A 23770-nucleotide genomic window follows, 5' to 3' on the forward strand; every position below is an offset into this window, starting at 1 on the left:
GTTAAAATGAATATGCCGGCAAATAACAAAAAGAAAAATCGTAAAAAAGTCGTTATCCTTTCAGTAATTGGTTTGCTTGTTGTTGTTTTCATTGTTCTCGCAATTCTTGGAACAAAGAAAGAAGAAATTGTTGTAGTCCAAACAGAGATAGTTGGCAAAAAAAATATAACGCAAACCGTTACAGCAACAGGAAAGATTGATCCCGAATTTAAAGTTGTAATTACACCAGAAGTCTCAGGTGAAATTGTTTACCTTCCTGTTAAAGAAGGGCAGAAAGTTAAAAAAGGAGACTTGATTTTGAGAATTAAACAAGATCAATACATTGCTCAAAGAGACAGGGCAGTTGCAAATCTTCAATCGGCAAAAGCAAATCTCGCAATTCAAAAAATTCAACTTCAAAAAATAGAATCAGATTACAATCGAGTTCAGGAGTTATTTAGAAAAGGATTATCAAGTGAAGCCGAACTTGAAGCAATAAAAGCTCAATACGAAACTGCTCGTGCTCAGGTGCTCGCTGCTGAATCATCTGTTCAACAGATGGAAGCTGCTGTTAAAGAAGCATCGGAAAATCTTGCGAAAACTGTAATCACTTCTCCAATGGATGGAATTGTCAGCCAATTAAATGTGAAAGTAGGTGAAAGAGTTTTAGGCACTGGATTTACTCAGGGCTCAAATTTGATGACAATTGCTGATCTCTCTAAAATGGTTGCAGTAGTTGATGTGGATGAAAATGATGTAGTTTTAATCTCAATTGGAGATACTGCCAGAGTTAAAGTTGATGCTTTCCCCGGAAAAGTTTTTAAAGGAATAGTTTATGAAATTGGAAACACAGCAAAAGCAAAAGGGCTCGGAACTCAGGAAGAAGTCGTAAACTTCGAAATTAAAATCCGAATTCTTAACGCTGATGTTGAACTCAAACCAGGAATGTCCTGCAATGCAGAAATCATGACCGAAACCAGAGAAAATGTTGTGGCTGTTCCAATTCAATCGGTTACAATTCGAGGTGCCGAAGCAATTTCATCTCAAGAAAATAAATCTGAAGATGAAATGGTAACCATCGAAAAGAAAAAAGAAGAAGTAGATAAAAAAGCACTCGAAGGTGTCTTCATTATCGAAAATGGAAAAGCCAAATTTGTGAAAGTTAAAACCGGAATCAGCGACGATACATATATTGAAATTATCGATGGATTGAAAGGCGGTGAAGAGGTTGTAACTGGAACTTACCGTGCAATCAGCCGCGAATTAAAAGATGGCTCTAAGGTTAGAGTTGAAAATAAAAAATCAACCAAAGCTTCTAAATAACAGGTAAAATTTATGGATGATAAAAATCCAATCATCATTGAAATGAAAAACATCACAAAGACTTACATCGTCGGTCTTGAAGAAGTTCATGCATTAAGAGGAATTTCTTTAACTGTCAGGAAAAATGAATACATTGCTGTGATGGGTCCTTCTGGTTCTGGTAAATCAACTTTAATGAACATAATTGGTTGTCTCGATACTCCAACTACGGGCATTTATCTTTTCAATGGAATCAATGTAAGCGATATGGATGATAATGAACTTGCAAGAATTAGAAACAAAGAAATTGGATTTGTATTCCAAACATTTAATTTAATTCCAAGATCAAACGCACTTCATAATGTTGAACTTCCTCTTATTTATGCCAATGTGCCTGCTCACGAACGAAAAGAAAGGGCTAAAGCAGCTCTCGAAAATGTCGGACTTGGTGATCGAATTCATCATAAACCAAACGAATTAAGCGGCGGACAAAGACAGAGAGTCGCAATCGCTCGTGCTTTGATCAATAATCCATCAATAATCTTAGCTGATGAACCGACCGGTAATTTGGACTCAAAAACTGGCGAAGAAATTATGCAGCTCTTTGAATTGCTTCACCAGAAAGGAAATACAATCATTTTAGTTACTCACGAAGAATACATCGCTGAACATGCAAAAAGAATTATCCGAATTCGTGACGGCTTAATTGAATCAGATGAAATTGTAAATGATAGAAAAGTTTATCTTTAGGTGATGTATGTTCACTTATCTTAAAGAAAGTTTTTTGATTTCATTTAATGCAATAATCGCAAATAAAATGAGATCTTTTCTGACCACTCTGGGAATTGTCATTGGTGTTTGTTCCGTTGTTTTAATGTCAACTGCAATTAAAGGTGTTGATAATTCATTTCAGCAGGGAATAAGCTCGCTCGGTTCCGATGTACTTTACATAGATAAATTTGCCTGGTTCAGCAATGAAGAATTCTGGAAAATGCGAAATCGTCCTAATATCACCTACGAAGACTTCCTGAAATTCAAATCGCTTGTAAAACTGCCTTCTGCTGTAGCCCCTCAATCTATCACTGTTCGAAATATCAAATTTAGAGATCGAACGGCGGAATCAATCTTTATCACAGGCTCAACAAGCGAATATCTTGCAACAACAAATTTCACTTTTAAATCGGGCAGATTTTTTACCGAAATGGAAAGCGAAAGCGGCAGAGATGTTGCCGTTTTAGGATTTGAGTTAGCAGAAAATTTATTCCCTAATCTTGATCCAATTGGTATGACGATCAAAATTGGCGGTTATTCTTATCAGGTTGTTGGTGTCTTGAATAAACAAGGAAGCACTTTACTCGGCTCTTTCAATCCCGATAAACAGGTTTATATTCCCATTAAGTCTTTATTCAAACACTTCGGTCTAAACTGGAGATCAATCACCATCGTTGTAAGAGCTCCCAGTTCTCAACTCCTTGAAGAAACCAAAATTGAAGCAGAACAAGTTATGAGGCAGGTCAGAGGATTGAAAGCTTACGAACCGCCAAACTTTTCAATTAATCAACAGGAAGGTCTAACCCAAATTTATGAACAAACTGTTGGAGTAATTAAAATCGGGGGATTGTTCATCACAGGACTTTCTCTCTTTGTCGGTGCAATTGGAATTATGAATATTATGTTTGTTTCAGTAAAAGAAAGAACCAGAGAAATTGGAATTCGTAAAGCAATTGGAGCTACGAGAAAAATTATTCTAACCCAATTTTTAATGGAAGCTTCCATCATCAGTATGATTGGAGGAATTATTGGGTTAATCTTAGCTGTAATTTTAAGTTATGTTGTAAATCAATTTGTTCCAACTTCTGTTCAGGTCTCAGCAGTAATTCTTGCAATAATTATTTCATTCGTAACTGGAATTATTTCTGGGTTAGCTCCAGCATACACCGCCGCTAAATTAGATCCTGTTGAATCTTTGAGGTATGAGTAATTATGGATTATAAAGAAATCATTAAACATTCTTTTTATTCATTGAAAGCAAACAAACTAAGAGCATTTCTGACAATTTTAGGAATTGTCGTTGGTATCTTTTCAATTATTGCAATTATGACCATTGTAACAATTATGCAGTCGAGCATTGAAAGCGGATTAAGTCAACTCGGAACAAACACATTTCAGATTCAAAAACTGCCAGCATTTAGAAGCGGCGATCCAAAAGAAAGAGCTAAATATGCAAAAAGAAGAAACATAACTTACGAAGAGTTTGTTCGTTTCTCCGAATTAATGAAAGATGCAAAGTATGTTGCCGCTGAAAGATGGAAATTTGGTCAAACTGCCAGATTCCTTAATCGAGAAACAAATCCAAATATTCCCGTTGCCGGCATCACACCAGAAGCAATGTTCACAAATAATTGGGTAGTTCAAAGCGGAAGGGCTATAAACTCTCTTGATATTAATTATTCTGCCGATGTCGCAATTATTGGAATTGATATTCAAAATAAATTATATCCCAATATTGATCCGATTGGTCAGGAAATTTCTATAAGCGGAAGAAAATTTGAAGTAATCGGTATACTGGAAAAACAGGGTAGTGTTTTTGGACAGAGCAGAGATAATTTCATTTTAATTCCGATTACAACATTTAATAAATACTTTGGTTCAATTGATCCTTTCAGCTGGGGCGGAAGCCTTAATATCACCGTGATGGCTTCTTCAAAAGAAACTTACGATGAAACAATTGATAAAGCAATTGGATACTTCAGAGTTGTAAGAAAATTAAATCCCGGTGAAGAAAACGACTTCGAAATTTTTTCAAATGAATCTCTTATAGGACAGGTTAATGAAGTAACGCGAGGAGTTAAAATAGGAGTTTTTGCTGTTGCCGCCATTGCATTAATTGCTGCTGGTATTGGAATAATGAATATCATGCTTGTATCGGTAACTGAAAGAACAAAAGAAATCGGAATAAGAAAATCCGTTGGCGCAACTAAGAAAGATATTTTATTACAATTTTTGGTCGAAGCAATTATACTATGCCTTGTTGGTGGTTTAATCGGAATTATATTAGGAATTACAGCAGGTAATATTGCTGCATCATTTATCGGGGGCACATTTACAATTCCGGTTCTTTGGATAAGCATTGGAATATTTCTGTGTGTCTTAGTAGGAATAATCTTTGGAACTTATCCTGCTTATAAAGCTGCAAACTTAGATCCTATTGAAGCCTTAAGATATGAATAAAATAATCTCGAGACTCAAATTATTGAAGCAGATATTTCAGAATTTAAATTCAAAACTCTTTAGATGAAGTGTAGAAAATTTTGAATAAGTATGCTTGATGTAAGCAAAATCTGACAGCATTTTCCCGAACCCCCGTGTAAATAATTAGACAATTGATGAGTGAAGAGAGCAAAGTTGCGATTTTTTTAATTTTTTCCAGAAATTTCTTTCCCGAACCCCCTAGGGTTTTTAAAGAAAATGAGGTTCGGAGAAAAAATGCTTGACATTTCTGCAAAAATAAATTATAATTGCAGAAAATAAACCTGTTGTAATCGAACCATAGTGGAATTGAGACCAACTATTTTATTATCGTACTGTTTGTTAGTGCTACGTTGTAATCGAACCATAGTGGAATTGAGACATTCGAGATTTTTCGCTAAGAATTTTACCGCTTGTTGTGTAGGTTGTAATCGAACCATAGTGGAATTGAGACAGTTACTACTGTTCTATCTGTTAAATTTACATGATACGTTGTAATCGAACCATAGTGGAATTGAGACGCAGCTTAGTAATAATATTTGGCTTAGATGGTTGCGTTGTAATCGAACCATAGTGGAATTGAGAGCAGCTTAGTAATAATATTTGGCTTAGATGGTTGCGTTGTAATCGAACCATAGTGGAATTGAGACAGTTTTTCTTTTAAGTCTGTAAGTAAATTAGTAAGTGTTGTAATCGAACCATAGTGGAATTGAGACTAATCAATGAGATATTGGTAGAAAAAGGGAATAAAAACGTGTTGTAATCGAACCATAGTGGAATTGAGACTATATATAATTGAAAGTGTCAGTCAAGTAAATCAAAAGAGTTGTAATCGAACCATAGTGGAATTGAGACACTTTTGTATCTCCGTCGCACGAGATGTTGTCCTCAGTTGTAATCGAACCATAGTGGAATTGAGACTTTAAATGACCTAATGACCGCATCTTCGAAAAGGAGTTGTAATCGAACCATAGTGGAATTGAGACATGGTCAATATGTCGTTTCCAGTTAATTCTGCTGCAGTTGTAATCGAACCATATCCCGACAAGTCGGGATCTCGTTCCGCTGATTGATTAAATTTTTTAATCGTTAGCGGAACTCGAGTGGAATTGAGACAACCGTAGTCGATGCTTCCAGCTTCGAATGTATCCCAACAAATCAAGATTAGTTTTTGATGATTAATTGAAATTTCCTAATCGCACGCGGAACTCGAGTGGAATTGAGAACAAGTTTTGATTTTGCATTTAGTTAAATGATTAAGGTGGGTTAGAAAGATGATCGAGTTTATTCTGAGCTTGGCGAAGCATAATCGAACCATATCCCGACAAGTCGGGTTCTCGTTCCGCTGATTGATTAAATTTTTTAATCGTTAGCGGAACTCGAGTGGAATTGAGCCAACCGTAGTCGAAGCTTCCAGCTTCGAATTTGTCCCGACAAATCAAGATTAGTTCTCACTGATTGATTGAAATTTTCTAATTGCACGTGGAACTCGAGTGGAATTGAGAACAAGTTTTAATTTTGCATTTATTTAAATGATTGAGATGGGTTAGAAAGATGATCGAGTTTATGCTGAGCTTGACGAAGCATAATCGAAACATATCCCGACAGGTCGGGATCTCGTTCCGCTGATTGATTGAAATTTTTGAATCGTTAGCGGAACTCGAGTGGAATTGAGACAAATGTAGCCGAAACTTCCAGCTTCGAATTTGTCCCGACAAATCAAGATTAGTTTTTGCTTATTTATTTAGATTTCCAAATCGCACGAGGAACTTGATTGGAATTTAGACTTATAAACATCTGGCTTTGGAATTTGATTTATTTTAAGAGTTAGGTGCGAATTAAATCCCCAAAAGTTTAAAACTTATTTTGACTTTTGAAATTAAATAATCAATGAATGATTGAACTTAATTGAAATTGGGACAATTGTTGAATTGATTAAATCAACCTTCAATTTTTCTGTTTTAGTCAAATGATATCCAGAAAATATTAATTAATCCTGACGATTAATTGAGACTTTTTATCTTTAACAAATTCGAGTGTGATTGTAATTATGGAAAACTTAAAATATCGAGTTGACAATTATTTAAATGAAAATCGTTTTTATGAATGGAATGGAGTTAAGTATCATCATCTTGCAACAATAGAGATGGACAATCGAAAATTTGTCGTTTATGAAGCGTTAGGTGAAAGATATATTGAAGAATTAGCTCAAAGTAATGTTAGCGATAGTCAGCTTACTCCAGATCAATTGTTATACATTGAAGATGATGAATTGTGGTTTAAGTTATTTCTAATTGCAGGCAGCGAGGGTTTGTTTGATAAAATTAAATGACAATTTCTTTTGTAGGTGTGATTAATCTCTCCTGAAGTTTATTAAAATTTTTTATAGAGAATAAGTCCTTTTCAATTTAGTGAAGTCTCTAAATCTCCATAGCAGCAACTTCAGCAAATCATATCGAGTTTATGATTTAAGGTTAATGATTAATTTAATCTCAAATTATAATTTCTTCTAAGAACTTTTCTAAGATCGATTAACTTTTGAAATCAATGGGCTTTCTTTAGTGTGAAGTAGAATGTAGGAGTGAGAAATTTATTTACAAATCCAGATTGATTGTTCGCAATTCGAAGTAAAATCTTATCAAGCTTAAGCATCTTTAAGATTTTTAATAAAGAAAGATGAAAATCCGACCAGATTATTTGCCCCGGATTATTTAGTAAAGTTTGAACAGCTTCTTTTGTATGTATTTGATAAACAAAACCAGTTTTAAAGAAAATCTTTTCTAATCTTCTTAATGATAAAAGTTCAGCAATATCCTTTCTATATTTTTCATTTTCCCTGAACAAAGGAATAAATATCTTCTTAATCAATTTTCGAGGCAGAACCGATACGAAAGGAAAGCCCCAATGTGGATCAGATAAAATATTTACCAACGAGAATTTATTCGGTGTGCTTAAATAGATTATTCCATCGTTCTTAAGATAATTTTTAATATATCTCAGAAATTGTTCGGGATTTTCAATGTGTTCAATGAAATCCTGAAGAATTATGACATCAAATTTATCATTAAAAGGAAGATCGAAAGCGTTACAATTAAATTTCTTGATTGATTTATGCTCAACCTGATTTGAAAGTTTAAATTCATCAATCTCAACAGAAAAGATTTCGTTTTTCTCGTCAAGAAAATTTTGGATTGTTCCTCCGAAACCAGAACCGATATCAAGGACTTTTATGTTTGAAGTTTGTTTGTATTTTGAAATAATGCTTTTAACGAACTTTCCACGCTCGAAAGAAATTTCTCTGCTTCGCTGCCATCTTAGATAATTTGGGTGATCGTGATCTAAATAATGCGGTTTATTTCCAGTTGACAATTCTCAACCTCGAACGAACTCCACTGAAAATTAAAATTAAACTATACAAAAATTCTGCGAAAGGTATGATGTAAAATGGATAATCAACTTTTATGATTGAACTGATTCTATTAATTGAAAGAACTTTTATGACCCAGTTGAAAAAAATAAAACTCAATAAGAATGGATCGAGAGTAATCATTGCAATTACTAAAAAAATATTAAGAGAGATATTCCCTCCATAAATAAGAGCAAGAATAATTTTAAGTTCGATCGGATAAAATTTACTTGCAGAAATGTGACGGCTTTTTTGTCTTATATAACTTTTAAAGTTTCTCGCACACTTAGTGAAAACAATTGAATCAGCATTTTCGATTAACTTTACATTTGCATTGTGTTTCAATGTGAGCTGAAGAAACAAATCATCATCACCGCTGAGCGATTTTTGAATTTTCTCAAATCCACCAAGTTTTTCAAATAAAGATTTCCTATAACTTAAATTTCTTCCATATGACATATAAGGATAACCAGCGTTGTGGAATGCAGTCATCAATATTGAGGTGAATAAATTTTCATATCGAGCTAAATAATTAACGAGAGATTTTTCAGCCACAAAAGGGGAGTAGCCATAAACTAAGTCTATATTTTCATCAAATTCATCATTAATTGATTTAATCCAGTTCTGTTTTGGAATGCAGTCAGCATCAGTGAATAAAAGAATTTCACCTCGAGCATTGGCTATTCCGGTCTTGAGTGCATTCTTCTTTCCAGGATTGAAGGCATTCTTAATTAATCTAAAGTTTGGTTTATCTGAAATCAAATTTTGAGCAAGCTTGAACGAATCATCTTCAGAGAAATCATCAACAAGGATTACTTCAAATTTATCGACTGGATAATTTTGGTTTGAAAGAGAACTTATGAGAGTTTCGAGATTAAAACTCTCATTTCTAAAAGCCACAATCACACTTATAAAATTTTCTTTCTTAGAAACAGATACCCGATTTTTTCTTTTGATAAATAGGGCAATTAAAATAATTACATTCAGAGTTGTAATGTAAACGATTAAAATCGAGATTATTGAAAGCAATTATCTCTGCCTCAAAATTTTAGATTTTTCTTTCAGTGATATTACTTCGTTAAAGAAAAATCTTGGATCCAGATTGTAATAACCAATTTCAACGAGGAATTTATCTTTAGATAACTCTCTGTTTTTTGTAAAGAAGTTCATTAGATAAGTCCTCAAATCAGAATTTTTGAACCAAACATTTCCAAATTTTTCACGAATTCTCGTTTTCATCATTGCCTCGGTAAAAATTGCATTTAACTGTTCTACCTCTGCGAAATAGTCATTTAATGATAAAAACAATCGAGCTTTGTCACCTGGCAGCAAATTGAATCCAAGAATAGAATTATAAATTTGAATCAGACTATCCGGATTTGTTTGTGATGAATCTATCATCAAATACTCAACAATAAAATCGGCACATAATTTTCGCACATTGAAAAGTTTATTAAACGATCTTTGCTTTAAGAAATTTGAAATCACTCTTGAAGAATTGAATAGATTATCTTCAAGAAATTTTTCTTCATCCAGCAGGTTTCCAAAGAGGTTGGAAAATGTAAGAGGAATTACATCTCCACCAAAATATTTAATTTCAAAGAATTCATTTTTTGTAAATAGTTCAGGTAAGAGCTTCCCACATTCACTAAAAGCTTTATAATAGCTTTCACATCCATTCGCTAAATCTAAAATTAGATTACTTTGTTCCGGAATTCTAATAGTAAAACCTCGAGTTTTTACAGGTAAGATTAATTTTGCTTTTCGTTTGTCTCTTTGTTCAAAAGCTATTTGCAAATTTGGCAGGCTATCAATCTTAAATCCGATTTGATAGAATGTTCTAAGAAAAATGTTTTGCAAACTGTCTGATTTAAAATATCTTTCATATCGTGGATCTTTAGTTAGAGAATAGATATCTGAACTATTAAAATAGTCCTGTGAATACCTTTGAATTCTAAGTAATTCATAAAGTTGTTGAAAGTAAAAATCATTTGTTGAAGAAATGAAGTCATTTACGGTTGAATAAAATTTAGAGAGATCTTCCTGACGGATCATTGAGGCAAATTGGAGATACGAACCAAAGTTTAGAGAGTCGAGGATAATTTTTTTCCTTTTTTCCAGTAATTGTATTTGAAGCTTTTGCAGATTTTCTAAACTGTTGAGATTAGAATTATAAACACTTTTTCTCAGTCTTGGATTTGATTCATTTGTGAGATATTCTTTTAAGTCATCGAGTTTAAATTTTCCCTTGCGGGTTGAGAATGTAATTTCGTTTTTAAGTCTTTCGATTTGATCTTGCAATTGTGCAGTCTCTTTTTCGACAATCTTTTCATAAATGAAAACTTTTAATCGTTCTAACCTCTCAATTCTTTCTGGCCTTTGTTCAAGTTTTAGAAGATTGTTTATCAAATCAATATCGTTCTGGCTGAAAGTCTTATCATATTTTTTATAAAGATTTGAGATTAGAAACGGTTGGTTTTGAACATAGCTCTCATATTTAAGTTGATTGTATTCAATAACAAAATTTGAAATAACATTTCTGAGAGAATCAACTTGTCCTCGATAAAATTCGAGCTCATCTCTTTTAGCTCCTGGACAACCTAAAAGATTTATTAAGACTAAACTGGAAGAAACAATTATTAAAATTTTATTCTTCATTTATTACCCATTCCTCATAATATTCTTGATCAATTGGTGCAATGAAACGAGATTTTTTGGAGTAAGTTACTCCATCGATTCTTGAAAACATAACGAGAGGATATGAAATAAATAAATTTCTTTTTGCTCTTGTGCAAGCTACATACAATAGTCTTCTTTCTTCTTCTATATCCTCGAAAGATTCAGATGCTCGGGTGTTTGGAAAGAAACCTTCAACAACTCCAATCACAAAAACCGAATGCCATTCAAGACCTTTTGCTGAATGAATTGTGCTGAGAGTTAGAAATTCATCTTCACTACCGGGACTTTCAATATCATAAACACTTTGAGTTGGCGGTTCAAGTGCAAGATCATCAAGGAATGAATTAAGCGAACGATATCTATCTGCGATTGCCTGGAAAATTTCTAAATCTTTTAATCTCTTCTGGAAGTCATCGTATTTTTCTCTTAGTATTGGTTCGTAAAAGGGGAGAATAATGTTTAATCTTTCCGAAGGAGATAGAGATTTTCCGCTTGCTTCGTTCAGTACGCTAAATAATTTGAAAACACTATCGGGTAACGATTTATCTTTGAGGAATGAATTAAAACTAAATTTATGATTATTAACAGCTTCTTCAATTTCATCTGTTAAGGCACGAGCTTTTTTAGGTCCAATGCCTGATAAAAGCTGAAGTATTCTAAACCAGCTGATTTTATCGATTGGATTATTCAGTATTCGAAGGAAGCTGATTAAATCTTTGATGTGAGCAGTTTCAATAAATTTTATTCCGCCAAATTTTCTATAGGGAATTCCAGCTTTGTTAAGTTCGATTTCAAGATCGTAAGAGATATAACCTGAGCGAAAAAGCACAGCTATATCCATTAACGAAATTCCTTCTTCTCTCAATTCTAGAATTTTATCAACAACAAATTTTGATTCGAGAGTTGTGTTTTGTGCCGCAATGATTGAAGGCAATTCGCCGAATTCATTTCTTGTATAAAGCCGTTTCGGATATTTTTCAATCATTGACGCAATAATCTGATTTGTGAAATTCAAAATAGCTTGAGTACTTCTGTAATTTTCTTCAATCGTAATGATCCTTGCATCAGGAAAATCTTTCGGGAAATCAATTATATTTTTGAAGTTTGCACCGCGAAAAGAATAAATGCTCTGAGAGTCATCTCCAACAACCATAATATTTCGTGAAGTACCGCCAAGAAGCTTTACAATTTCAGCTTGTAATTTATTTGTGTCTTGATATTCATCAACCATTATGTACTTGTAGTTTTTATGAATGTATCTTCGAAAGTCCTCATCCTTTTCAAGCAGTTCTTTTAATTTCAAAAGTAAATCATCATAATCGAGCAGAGCATTTTTCTTTTTAAATTTCTCGTATTCTTCTTTGAGTAGTTTTATATCGTCTAAAAATTCAATGAACTGTGGATATTGAGTTGAAAGAATATGTTCGATTGTAGTTTGTTTGTTTATTGCAAGGCTGATTATGTCGTAGAGAGTTTGTTTTTTTGGAAATCGTTTTCGTTGTTTATCAAAACCGAGATTTGTTCTAATTAAATTGATTACATCTTCCGCATCAGATTGGTCCAAAATTGTGAAGTTGCTCGGATAACCAATCTTCTCAGCAAATTTTCTTAGTATCATATTTGCAAAAGAGTGGAAAGTGCCGCCAGAAACTTTTTCACATCTCGAATCAATCAACGAAGCCGCACGACGCAGCATTTCCTGTGCTGCTTTTCGAGTAAAGGTGAGAAGTAAAATTGATTGTGGATTGACGCCAGATTCAACCAGTCGAGCAACACGATAAACTAAAGTTTGTGTTTTACCAGTTCCAGCACCAGCAATTACAAGTACAGGACCTTCAGTTGTAATTACGGCTTCATATTGTGCTGGATTTAAAATGTTTTTGTAATCAATTTTATAATTTACTTCCTCAGGTCTTTTGACTAATGGTTCTGTATCAGTCGAAACTCTTTTTAGTATATATTTCTTTGCCATTTAATCTTTCTCATCCTTAAAGCAATTGGTGTATCAAAAATTTCTTTGTAGATAACTGCCTTCTTAAAATCATCTATCTCGCTTAATTGGAGCGAAAATTTCTTCTCTTCTAATGTTTTATCTTCATGTTCGAATTCATATGTATCAAGTTTTGAGTAATCAAATTCATCTATATCGGTATCTGGTATTGTAGACTCATAATCATAAGCTTCAATTTGAAAATCTTGATGAATTTTTTCCTCTAAGGTTTGCTTCGGTTGTGTTGATGCTATCTCATCTTCAAATTTAGGTTGTGATTTTTTTTCAATTGTTTCAGGCTCGAAAGTTATTTGACTAAATTCTTCGTCTTCTATTTCTGGAAAAGGTTCGGGCTCTTCTGTTTTATAACCAAATAATTCTTCAATCTCTCTCAAAATATCCTGAGAAGATTTTTCTTTTTCGGATGTAGGCAATGTCTCTGGTTCAGATGTTTCTGGTTTCTTCTGAACAGGTGGAGTCCTTTTCTTTAAAATTGGCGAAAGAAATGCATAAATAATAAACAAAATTATAAGCAGGTCAAATAAATTTTCCATTCAAATTCCTTGCTTGCGATTTAATTATTCTTTTTTCTTTTCAACGCCTTTAGAGATTGATTCACGCATTTCAGTATCTGCCTGGATGTTTCTGAGAGTGTAATAATCAAGGACACCGAGCTTACCTTCTCTAAGAGCCTGTGCAATTGCTTTTGGAATTTCAGCCTCAGCTTCAATTACTTTGGCTTTCATTCTTTGAACTTCAGCTTTCATTTCTTGTTCAGTTGCAACCGCTGCGGCTCTTCTTTCTTCAGCTTTTGCTCTTGCAATTTTCAAATCAGCTTCAGCTTGATCTGTTTGAAGTTTTGCTCCAATGTTTTCGCCAACATCAACATCGGCAATGTCAATTGAAAGGATTTCGAAAGCAGTTCCTGCATCAAGTCCTTTTTCCAAAACAGTTTTTGAAATTCTATCAGGATTTTCGAGAACTTCTTTGTGAGAATTGGCAGAACCAATTGTTGTGACGATTCCTTCCCCAACTCTTGCAATTATTGTGGTTTCACCAGCACCACCAACGAGTCGATCAATGTTTGCTCTGACAGTAACTTTTGCAATCGCTCTTACCTGAATTCCATCTTTAGCAACTGCGGCAATTGCGGGAGTTTCAATTACTTTTGGATTAACGCTCATCTTCACTGCTTCCAAAACATCACGACCTGCAAGATCAATTGCAGTTGCCCGTTCAAATGTTAATGGAATGTTTGCTTTATCTGCTGAGATTAATGCATTAACAACTTTCTCAACATTACCGCCGGCAAGATAGTGGGCTTCTAATTTACCAGTTTCGACTTTAATACCTGCTTTGGTTGCAGTGATTAAACTTTTAACGATAATATGCGGTGGAACTTTTCTTAATCGCATTCCGACCAGATCAGAAAATATTTTTAACTTAACTCCCGCAAAGTATGCAGTTATCCAAAGCCCGACTGGAATGAAGTAGAGGAAAATTATCAGGAATAATATAATTGCGAAAATTATTAAAACAGCTAAACCAGTTAGTGCTTCCATTTCTACCTCTTAATTTTTGTTAGTTAATTTTTTGAGAACTTCTTCAAAAGTTTTTGAGGCATTTCCTAAAAGATAGAAGAACACCTCTTTTAGTGATTTTGCTTCAAAATTCAAAACCTCTCCAATCATAATCTCTGCACACTCATCCATTGGAAAACCTCCGACACCTGTTCCAAGTGCTGGAAACGCAACCGAAGAAAGATTTAATTTTTCACAGAGTTGAAGAACGCTACGAGTTGCTTCTCGGATGTATTTTTCATTTGTGACTAAATCCTGTCCCATCACTGCAGCATGTATTACATATTTCGCGTTAAGATTACCTGCCGTAGTTTCAATTGCACTTCCAACTGGAATTGGTCCTTTTGAGACTGCTTCGTCTTCTATAATTTTCCCGCCTGCTCTTTTAATTGCTCCGGCTACACCCGCACCCATCCACAAATGATTATTAGCTGCATTTACAATTGCGTCAACTTTTGCAGTGGTTATGTCTCCTTGAATAATCTTAATTTCTGGATGTGATTTTTGGGTCATAGTAATCTCATAAATGATTTTGTGTAAATATACGAATTGTAAAATTTTTAATGATTAATGAATTGATTGCATTCAAAAATCTTTGTTTAAATAGAGGTTGAGAAGGCTTTAAAATAAAAAACCCCACCGAAGTGGGGCTGATTAAAGTCAATCAAAAATTATTTGATAACTTTTACTTCTGCAGCTTGCAATCCTTTTGGACCTTGCTTAACTGAGAATTCTACTTTATCATTTTCTGCTAAAGTACGGTAACTATTACCAAGAATTGATTGATAATGAACGAATACATCCTCGCCATTATCTTGAGTAATAAATCCGTAACCTTTAGAACTGTTGAACCATTTAACGGTTCCTCTTCTTCGCTCTGACATATCAGAAGCTCCTTTAATAATTTGTTAATGATTTTGTTACTGAGACAGGTTTGAAGTTGATGCTTTAAGGAAGCTTTCTGAAGGTTCGAAAATTTTTGTTTCTACTACTACAGACTTACAAAACAACTGTCTGCTAATTCAATATAGGTATAATAATGTTAGAAACCTAATTTTTGGAAAAAATAATTTATTATAAATAATCTCGGTTTGATTTAGATCACAAATCTCTAATCTCCGAGTAAGATTAAAGAATAATATTAATCCAGAGATGTACTCGGTGATTAATGTCAAAAAAATCCAACCCTGATTTATTGAATGTGAGCTTCAAAATATTTTGGAAGGACTTTTGTGCAAGAGAATATTTTAGATGATTTGAAACAACTTATTTTATAAATGAAGCTCTTCATGTTTCTTTAAATTTTGCTCTCTTTCCATCAATACAATTGGAGGCTACTCGTAGTGAAACTTTTTGAGGAATTTGCTTCTTCGGTTTTCATTATTTTCAAAAAGCAATCTGTGGGAAATTATATTAAACGTTTTCTTTGATCTTTGATGATCTATCGTTGAATTAAATTTTTTGATTTGTTCTTTTATGATTTTTTATTACTAAAAATTTTAATTAATGAATGATAGTTCAAAGAGCTGAAAAATAAAAACCATGAAGTGGTGAAATTACTTTAGACCTTAAATTGATCCCACAAAAGTAAAACTCCGAAGGAGTGATATTATAAAAAATGAACGGAAAATTGGTCAATTAGTAAAATTCGATTTTTTTGTTTTGAAATCCTGTTAGATGTGTAGAACTTTAAAATTTTCTGATCCTTTTATCTTGTCTGAAAAAATTTCATCCGTTCTGAATTTTATTTTTGTATCTATGATTGTTTGTCTAAGCTTAAAATTAGAACCTTTTCACCTGCTTAATGGAGAAAATATCTTTCATTAAAAAATTAACTTTACATAGACCACTGGACTTGATAAAATAAAATCTTAAAGATAGCTTGCACAAGAAGACAACAAAAAAAATGAAAGGAAATAAAAAATGGATAAGGAAATAATAAATAAAATTATCGAGATTCTTGGTAAAGAATCTTCGCTCAAAATAGCCTGCGGTATTTCAAGAAGAGGTCCGATTGATCTTGAACTTGACAAAAATAAAATCGAACGTGCGAGAATGTTTGAGATCGTAAAACCAGACTCACTCGAATTAACTGAGATGGGTAAAATTTTCGTTGCTAAAACCATATTTGACTATACAGATAATATGGTTGATGGCGATGATGAAGATGAAGACAAAGAAAAATTAGATGATGATGAAGATTGGGAAGATGATGAAAATGATGACGATGATGATGAAGACGATGAGGAATTTTGGGAAGACGAAGACTGGGAAGAAGATGACGATGAGGATGAAGATTTCGACGATTGGGAAGAATGGGAAGAAGATGAAGACGAGGATGATGACGATTATTTTTCACCAGGAAGAAAAAGGCGAAGAAAATAACCCTTAATTAAAAATTAAATTTAAAGTTGAAGTTTTATCAACAGCGTTTTGATGAAGCTTCAACTTTTTTGTTTTAAAGTTTAAAATATTCTTTTGTAAAATCTTGAGCCTTTTTTAATTTTGTAAAAATTTTGTGAATAAAGAATGAAGAAAATCTATATAGAAGAATTAGATAAGTATATTGGACAGGAAATAGAACTTTCAGGTTGGGTAACTCATAAAAGATCAAGCGGCAAGATTCGTTTCATTGTAATGCGAGATGGTTCTGGTATTTGTCAGCTGGTGCTTGTTAAAAATTTACTTCCCGAAGAAGTATTCAATAAATTCGATGAGCTGACGCAAGAATCTTCTTTCAAAGTTTTTGGATTAGTAAAAAAAGAAGAACGTGCACCAGGCGGATTCGAAATTGAAGTTAAAGATCTCCAGATAATACATATCGCAAAAGATTATCCGATCACTCCGAAGGAACATGGAATTGAGTTCCTGATGGATCACCGTCACTTATGGTTAAGATCAAGCCGTCAACACGCAATTTTAAGAGTTCGACACGAGATTATTAATGCAATCCGAACATTCTTCAACAACAAAGGATTTATTTTAGTTGATGCACCAATCTTAACTCCAGCTGCTTGCGAAGGCACAACAACACTTTTTGAAACAGAATATTTTGATCTGGGCAAAGCTTATCTTACTCAATCCGGTCAACTTTACGCCGAAGCAGCTGCAATGGCATTTGGAAAAGTTTATACATTTGGTCCAACTTTTCGAGCAGAAAAATCAAAGACAAGAAGACATTTAACTGAATTCTGGATGGTTGAACCTGAAGTTGCTTTTGCAGATTTGAACGACGATATGGATTTAGCAGAAGAGTTTGTTGAGTACATTGTGCAAACTGTCATTAAAAATAGAAGAAAAGAATTGGAATTTCTTGAGAGGGATATTTCGAAACTTGAAAATGTAAAACGACCATTCCCCAGAATTCATTATGAAGAAGCAATTGAGATCTTAAAAAGAAATGGGATAAATTTCGAATGGGGAAATGATTTTGGTGGAACGGATGAAACAGTAATTTCAGAACAATTCGATAAGCCCGTAATGATTCATCATTATCCTGCTCAGGTTAAAGCATTTTATATGAAGCGAGACCCTAATGATGAAAGATATGCACTTGCAGTTGATATGCTTGCACCCGAAGGTTATGGTGAAATAATTGGTGGAAGTCAGAGAGAAGATGATTACGAAACACTTCTAAAACGAATTGAAGAACATAACTTACCAAGAGAAGCCTTTGAATGGTATCTCGATTTACGAAGGTATGGTTCAGTCCCGCATTCAGGATTTGGACTTGGTATCGAAAGAACAGTTGCCTGGATTTGTAAACTTGAACATGTCAGAGAAACCATTCCATTTCCAAGAATGATCTATAGAAATACACCTTAAGTTGTGGAGATAAAATTCAGATTATGAGCCTTCAACTAATCACATTTATAATTCTTGCAATCATAGGACTTGCATCAGCAATAATGCTCGTCATTCAGAAAAACCCTGTCTATTCAGCTTTGCTTTTAATTATGCATTTCTTTGCCCTCGCTGGTTTTTATCTATTATTGAATGCTCAGTTTTTAGCAGTCTTGCAAATTCTGGTTTATGCAGGTGCAATTATGGTTTTGTTTGTGTTCGTAATTATGTTATTAAACTTGCAGAATGAAGAAGCCTTGAAAGATCCTTTTAATTTGAGGAAAATTATTGCAACTATTCTGGGTGTTGTGCTTTTCTTGCAATTTGGTGTTTTCTTCTTTATCAAAGCAAAGAACGATTTGGACATAATACCTTCAAAGAATTCGGTTGAAGCTGGTTCAATTAAGAATATTGGCGAACTTTTATTTTCAACTTATTTAGTTCCGTTTGAAATTACTTCCTTTGTCCTTTTAGTTGGAATAATTGCGGCAATAGTTTTAGCAAAGAGGAAATTTGAATGATACCAATAAGTTATTATTTAATTCTGAGTGCAGCATTTTTTACAATTGGTATAATCGGTGTACTTACCAGAAGAAATGCAATTATCATTTTTATGTGTATTGAATTGATGTTGAATGCAGTAAATTTAACCTTTGTAGCTTTTGCATCATTCTTTGGTGATAGCAGCGGTCAGATTTTCGTATTCTTTGTTATGGCTGTTGCTGCTGCAGAAGCTGCAGTCGGATTGGCGATTATAATCGCTCTCTTTAGAAATAAACTTACAATCAATGTTGACGAAGTAAACATCCTTAAATGGTAAAGGAAATAATGATTACAAATTATATATACCTTGCAGTTGTTTTTCCTCTGATTGGATTTTTAATAAATGGTTTATTTGGTTCTAAAATTAAGAAAGAGAAAATAATTGGTTGGATAGGTAGCGGTGTAGTTGGGATTTCATTTCTAATTTCTTTTATTTCATTTTTAGAAGTAAGCTCTCTCCCGGAAACTCAGAGGAAGATAATTGTACCATTATTCAAATGGTTAGCTGTTGAAGGAATTGATGTATCGTTCAGCTATTTAGTTGATCCGTTGTCATTAGTAATGGCGTTAGTTGTAACTGGTGTTGGATTTTTGATTCATGTCTACAGTATTGGTTATATGCATGGTGATAAAGGTTTCTGGCGATTTTTTGCTTATCTCAATTTATTCATCTTTATGATGATGAATTTGGTCCTTGCTGATAATTTTGTTTTAATGTTTCTTGGTTGGGAAGGTGTTGGGTTATGTTCTTATCTCTTAATCGGTTTCTGGTATGATAGAAAATTCGAAAACTCTACAACTGCTGACGCTGCTAAGAAGGCATTTATCGTCAATAGAATTGGTGACTTTGGATTTTTACTTGGGATGTTTTTGATTTATAAAACATTCGGCAGTTTGAATTTTACTGAAGTTTTCACGATGGCGTCAAAAACACCTGTTGCTGAGATAACTATAACAATGATTACATTATTCCTTTTCATTGGTGCAACAGGTAAGTCGGCGCAAATTCCACTTTATGTATGGTTACCGGATGCAATGGCAGGTCCAACTCCTGTCTCTGCTTTAATCCATGCCGCTACTATGGTCACTGCTGGTGTTTATATGGTTTCACGAAGCTCAGTTCTTTTTGTGCAGTCAGAAATTACAATGACAATTATTGCAGTGATTGGTGCTTTGACTGCGATTTTTGCAGCATCAATGGGACTGGTTCAGAATGATATTAAAAAGGTATTAGCTTATTCAACAATCAGTCAGCTTGGTTATATGTTTCTTGCAACTGGAGTTGGTGCGTTTACGGCTGCAATTTTCCATCTTATGACACATGCTTTCTTTAAGGCTTTGTTATTCCTTGGTGCAGGTTCTGTAATTCATGCAATGCACGAAGAACAAAACATCAAGAATATGGGAGGTCTGAAAAAACATCTTCCAATTACTTATAAAACATTTTTAGTTGCATCACTTGCAATTGCAGGAATTCCTCCTCTCTCAGGATTTTTCTCGAAGGATGAAATTTTGTGGGAGACTTTTGCAACTGGTCATACCTTCCTTTACTTAATCGGATTAGTCACTGCTTTGATGACAGCTTTCTATGTTTTCAGATTGTTTAATCTAACTTTTGAAGGAAATCCAAGATATCCTTCGCATATTCATCCTCATGAATCACCACAAGTGATGACAGTACCATTAATCATCTTAGCAGTTCTATCGGCAATAGGTGGTTTTGTTGGAATGCCGGCAGTTTTTGTTGGTGAAAATGGTAATCTATTCGCAAATTGGTTAAAACCAGTTTATGAACCAGCCGAAACATTTATTTTGCATATTAATATTCATTCACATTCAACTGAAATTCTTTTAATGGTTTTATCTGTGGCTGTTGGTGTAACTGGAATTCTGCTTGCTCGTCACTTCTACTTGCAAAATATTAAACCAATTGAATGGTTAATTACAAGATTCAAAAAACTTTATAATCTTCTTTTCAACAAATACTATGTTGATGAAATTTACGATTTCTTAATTGTTACTCCGCTCGTTAAAGTTTCAGAAAAATTCTTGTGGAAAATCAACGATACAATGATTATCGATGGTTTTGTAAATGCAACAGCTGAGATGATTGGTGAAACAGCAAAGTTGATCAGAAAAATTCAAACTGGTATTGCTCAATTCTATGCTCTAATAATGATTTTTGGAATAACACTCATAATCTTTCTACTATTATTGTGATGCCTATGAAACATTATCTTCTTACTCTGACCATCTTTTTACCTTTAATTGGAGCAATTCTTTTACTTTTTATCAATAAGGAGAAAAAAGAACTGCTCCGTTATTTCGCGCTGATAGTCTCAACTCTGACTTTTATACTTTCGCTTGGATTATTTTTTGGATTTCGTGAAGATACAATTGGTTTTCAATTCATAACTAAGTTTACCTGGATTAAAAATCTAAATATCAGTTATCATATCGGAATTGATGGAATTTCGTTGTTGTTAATTCTTTTAACTACTTTTCTGACTCCATTAACAATACTATCAGCCTGGGAAAGTATTAAGTCTAAGGTTAAAGAATTCCTTTTCTTTTTCCTTGTGCTTGAGACGGGAATGATTGGAGTCTTTGCTTCTCTTGATTTGTTCTTATTCTATATTTTCTGGGAAGCAATGTTAATTCCAATGTACTTTATAATTGGTGTTTGGGGCGGGGAAAACAGAATTTATGCAGCAATAAAGTTTTTCCTCTATACAATGTTTGGTAGTTTATTGATGCTTGTTGCCATTATTGCTCTTGGCGTTTCTGCAATGGATAAACTTGGATATTTTACTACAGATTATACTTTGCTGAAAACTATTTCCCCAACTCTGACACATTCTACACAACTTTTAATGTTTTTAGCTTTCGCTTTGAGTTTTGCTATTAAAGTCCCGATCTTTCCATTTCATACCTGGTTACCAGATGCCCACGTTGAAGCTCCTACGGCAGGCAGTGTAATTCTTGCTGGTGTTTTATTGAAAATGGGAACTTATGGTTTGCTGAGATTCTGTTTAACTTTATTCCCACAAATTTCAATTGAGCTTGCACCATATATCAGTGTACTTGGAATAATTGGTATTATTTATGGTGCATTAGTTTCAATGGTTCAGCCTGATATGAAAAAATTGATTGCTTATAGTTCTGTGAGCCATTTAGGTTTCGTGGTGCTTGGGATTTTTGCAATGACCGTTGAAAGCTCACAAGGTGCTTTAATTCAAATGATCAATCATGGACTTTCAACTGGAGCTTTATTCTTATTAGTTGGAATGATTTACGACAGAAGACACACTCGTTTAATTTCCGAATTTGGTGGAATTGCTAAGGTTGTGCCTGTATATTCAACAATTTTGTTGATTGTCTCTTTAAGTTCAATTGGTTTGCCAGGTTTGAATGGCTTCATCGGAGAATTCTTAATTTTAATTGGTTCATTCAAATCAACTGTGTTAAATAGTTATTGGTATGCTGCATTTGCTGCATCTGGGGTGATTTTTGCGGCTGTTTATTTATTATGGATGTATCAGCGAGTTGTCTTCGGTAAATTGGAAAATCCGCAAAATAAAGATTTAAAAGATTTGAATAAGAGAGAAATAGGATTGTTAATTCCAATTCTTGTTTTTATAGTTTGGATTGGAATTTATCCGTCAACATTTCTTAGCAAATCAGAGCTATCGATAAAATCAATTTTGAAAGATGTTAATCCTCAGAAAGTTGAATTAATAAAAAGGTAAATATAAAGTGAAAAAAATCCTGTTATTAATCGCTGTCTTGGTTATTACATTAATTGTTTCTTTTCCAGCCAACGCTTATGCTGATAATGTAATCGATACAACTCAAGTTGTTCATTCAGAGCACTCATCTGAACATAATATTTTTGAAAATCCACCATCACCTTATATGGTGATTCCTTTTATTGTTCTTCTTTTGATGATCGCAACTGGACCGCTTTTTTATCGTCACTTCTGGGAACACAATTATCCAAAAGTTTCTATCGCATTAGGGTCAATAACAGTTTTGTATTATCTATTTATATTTAATGATCCTTTGAGCTTGCTTCATACACTTGAGGAATATATTTCATTTATCGCTCTTTTAACTTCTCTGTTTGTTGTTTCTGGAGGAATTTTAATCAGAATAGATAGAAAGGCGACACCAATTGCGAACGTAATTTTACTTTTTGTTGGTGCTGTAATCTCAAATTTAATTGGAACGACTGGTGCCTCAATGCTTTTGATTCGTCCTTATATAAGGATGAACAGGAACAGAATAAAGCCTTACCATATAATTTTCTTTATTTTTATTGTGAGTAACATTGGCGGCGGATTGACACCAATAGGAGATCCACCTTTATTTTTAGGATTTCTTAAAGGAATAGAATTTTTCTGGGTAATAAAACATGTCTGGTATATCTGGCTTTTAACGATTGCAATTGTATTAACTATCTTTTATCTCTTTGAATTGAAAAATTACAAAAACGATACTGATGTTGATAAAGAATTTTCTGGTAAAATTGAAATTCGTGGGAAGAAAAATTTCTTATATCTCCTGATAATAATAATTTCAGTATTTCTTGATCCAGCGGTTTTAAGCTGGGTTCCTTCGCTTGGTGAATTACCTTTTGGAATTAGAGAGATTATAATGTTTTCAGTCGCCTTCATCTCATATCATAGAGCGGATAAGGAAGCCTTGAAAGGGAATGAGTTTGATTTTGAACCAATAAAAGAAGTTGCATTTCTCTTTGTAGGAATTTTTGCGACAATGATCCCAGCACTTCAACTTGTTGCTTATGAGACACATACTTACGGTGAAAAACTAACAGCTGATATCTTTTACTGGGGAACAGGAATTCTTTCTTCAATTCTAGATAATGCACCTACATATTTGAACTTTTTAAGTGCTGCAATGGGTAAGTTTGGGTTAAATATTGATAATTTCCAGCATGTGAAAGAGTTTGAATTACACGATCCAATTTATTTGATGGCAATTTCTGTAGCTGCTGTTTACTTCGGTGCAATGACTTATATAGGCAATGGTCCTAATTTTATGGTTAAGTCAATTTCAGAAAGCTCTGGTATTAAACTTCCATCATTTTTTGGGTATGTAGTTAAATATTCAATTCCAATTTTACTTCCAGTTTTTACATTGATCTGGTTATTATTCTTTTATGGGAGAGGCTAAATT

General features: G+C 33.6%; 20 protein-coding genes, 1 pseudogene and 1 CRISPR repeat array. Of the genes and pseudogenes, 11 read left to right on the plus strand and 10 right to left on the minus strand.

Going from position 1 to position 23770, the window contains the following annotated elements; translation table 11 throughout:
* Positions 1–12: 12 nt before the first annotated feature.
* The 4 genes from HPY57_10690 to HPY57_10705 are packed head-to-tail and all read left to right on the plus strand — an operon-like array spanning position 13 to position 4512.
* Positions 13–1302: an efflux RND transporter periplasmic adaptor subunit gene (locus HPY57_10690; GenBank protein NPV12246.1), complete on the plus strand. Its 1290-nt coding sequence runs from the start codon at positions 13–15 to the stop codon at positions 1300–1302.
* Positions 1303–1314: 12 nt separating this feature from the next.
* Positions 1315–2031, plus strand: a complete 717-nt coding sequence (locus tag HPY57_10695; protein NPV12247.1) for an ABC transporter ATP-binding protein — start codon at positions 1315–1317, stop codon at positions 2029–2031.
* 7 nt (positions 2032–2038) lie between these two features.
* A complete protein-coding gene (locus HPY57_10700; GenBank protein NPV12248.1) occupies positions 2039–3262 on the plus strand; it encodes an FtsX-like permease family protein in 1224 nt (407 codons plus the stop codon).
* A 2-nt stretch (positions 3263–3264) separates the two neighbouring features.
* Positions 3265–4512: an FtsX-like permease family protein gene (locus HPY57_10705; protein ID NPV12249.1), complete on the plus strand. Its 1248-nt coding sequence runs from the start codon at positions 3265–3267 to the stop codon at positions 4510–4512.
* A 304-nt stretch (positions 4513–4816) separates the two neighbouring features.
* Positions 4817–5582: direct repeats of the CRISPR family, unit length 29 nt; unit sequence GTTGTAATCGAACCATAGTGGAATTGAGA.
* A 204-nt stretch (positions 5583–5786) separates the two neighbouring features.
* Here HPY57_10705 and HPY57_10710 read toward each other — a convergent pair.
* Positions 5787–5972 carry a hypothetical protein gene (locus HPY57_10710; protein ID NPV12250.1) on the minus strand — a complete coding sequence of 62 codons (186 nt, stop codon included), beginning with the start codon at positions 5970–5972 and terminating at the stop codon, positions 5787–5789.
* Positions 5973–6580: 608 nt separating this feature from the next.
* Here HPY57_10710 and HPY57_10715 point away from each other — a divergent pair.
* Entirely contained in the window at positions 6581–6862 is a 282-nt protein-coding gene (locus HPY57_10715; protein NPV12251.1) for a hypothetical protein, read from the plus strand.
* Positions 6863–7074: 212 nt separating this feature from the next.
* Here HPY57_10715 and HPY57_10720 read toward each other — a convergent pair whose 3' ends face one another.
* The 9 genes and pseudogenes from HPY57_10720 to HPY57_10760 form a co-directional block, all read right to left on the minus strand.
* Positions 7075–7899 carry a class I SAM-dependent methyltransferase gene (locus HPY57_10720; protein ID NPV12252.1) on the minus strand — a complete coding sequence of 275 codons (825 nt, stop codon included), beginning with the start codon at positions 7897–7899 and terminating at the stop codon, positions 7075–7077.
* Positions 7883–8965 (minus strand): glycosyltransferase, encoded by a 1083-nt coding sequence (locus HPY57_10725; protein ID NPV12253.1) that lies wholly within the window; start codon positions 8963–8965, stop codon positions 7883–7885. The genes HPY57_10720 and HPY57_10725 overlap by 17 nt, the downstream gene beginning before the upstream one ends.
* Positions 8966–10594 carry a hypothetical protein gene (locus HPY57_10730; GenBank protein ID NPV12254.1) on the minus strand — a complete coding sequence of 543 codons (1629 nt, stop codon included), beginning with the start codon at positions 10592–10594 and terminating at the stop codon, positions 8966–8968.
* Positions 10584–12587: an ATP-dependent helicase gene (locus HPY57_10735; protein ID NPV12255.1), complete on the minus strand. Its 2004-nt coding sequence runs from the start codon at positions 12585–12587 to the stop codon at positions 10584–10586. The genes HPY57_10730 and HPY57_10735 overlap by 11 nt, the downstream gene beginning before the upstream one ends.
* Positions 12566–13159 carry a hypothetical protein gene (locus HPY57_10740; protein ID NPV12256.1) on the minus strand — a complete coding sequence of 198 codons (594 nt, stop codon included), beginning with the start codon at positions 13157–13159 and terminating at the stop codon, positions 12566–12568. Before HPY57_10740 ends, HPY57_10735 begins: the two co-directional genes overlap by 22 nt.
* A 24-nt stretch (positions 13160–13183) precedes the next feature.
* Complete coding sequence (gene floA / locus HPY57_10745; GenBank protein NPV12257.1) at positions 13184–14167, minus strand: flotillin-like protein FloA; 984 nt, start codon at positions 14165–14167, stop codon at positions 13184–13186.
* Positions 14168–14176: 9 nt separating this feature from the next.
* Positions 14177–14698, minus strand: a complete 522-nt coding sequence (locus HPY57_10750; GenBank protein ID NPV12258.1) for a macro domain-containing protein — start codon at positions 14696–14698, stop codon at positions 14177–14179.
* A gap of 158 nt (positions 14699–14856) precedes the next feature.
* Complete coding sequence (locus HPY57_10755) at positions 14857–15069, minus strand: cold-shock protein (GenBank protein ID NPV12259.1); 213 nt, start codon at positions 15067–15069, stop codon at positions 14857–14859.
* 1272 nt (positions 15070–16341) lie between these two features.
* Positions 16342–16533, minus strand: a pseudogene (locus HPY57_10760) (glycoside hydrolase).
* A gap of 181 nt (positions 16534–16714) precedes the next feature.
* Between HPY57_10760 and asnS the strand changes: the two are divergent.
* From asnS to HPY57_10790, 6 genes are all read left to right on the plus strand, one after another.
* Complete coding sequence (asnS, locus tag HPY57_10765; protein NPV12260.1) at positions 16715–18010, plus strand: asparagine--tRNA ligase; 1296 nt, start codon at positions 16715–16717, stop codon at positions 18008–18010.
* A gap of 23 nt (positions 18011–18033) precedes the next feature.
* Positions 18034–18549 carry an NADH-quinone oxidoreductase subunit J gene (locus HPY57_10770; protein NPV12261.1) on the plus strand — a complete coding sequence of 172 codons (516 nt, stop codon included), beginning with the start codon at positions 18034–18036 and terminating at the stop codon, positions 18547–18549.
* Positions 18546–18848: an NADH-quinone oxidoreductase subunit NuoK gene (gene nuoK, locus HPY57_10775; protein ID NPV12262.1), complete on the plus strand. Its 303-nt coding sequence runs from the start codon at positions 18546–18548 to the stop codon at positions 18846–18848. The genes HPY57_10770 and nuoK overlap by 4 nt, the downstream gene beginning before the upstream one ends.
* Positions 18849–18859: 11 nt before the next feature.
* Entirely contained in the window at positions 18860–20791 is a 1932-nt protein-coding gene (nuoL, locus tag HPY57_10780) for an NADH-quinone oxidoreductase subunit L (protein NPV12263.1), read from the plus strand.
* Between the two features lie 5 nt (positions 20792–20796).
* A complete protein-coding gene (locus HPY57_10785; GenBank protein ID NPV12264.1) occupies positions 20797–22320 on the plus strand; it encodes an NADH-quinone oxidoreductase subunit M in 1524 nt (507 codons plus the stop codon).
* 166 nt (positions 22321–22486) lie between these two features.
* Entirely contained in the window at positions 22487–23767 is a 1281-nt protein-coding gene (locus tag HPY57_10790) for a citrate transporter (protein NPV12265.1), read from the plus strand.
* The last annotated feature ends 3 nt before the right edge of the window (positions 23768–23770 follow it).

The organism is Ignavibacteria bacterium (assembly GCA_013177855.1).
Lineage (GTDB): Bacteria > Bacteroidota > Ignavibacteria > Ch128b > Ch128b > Ch128b.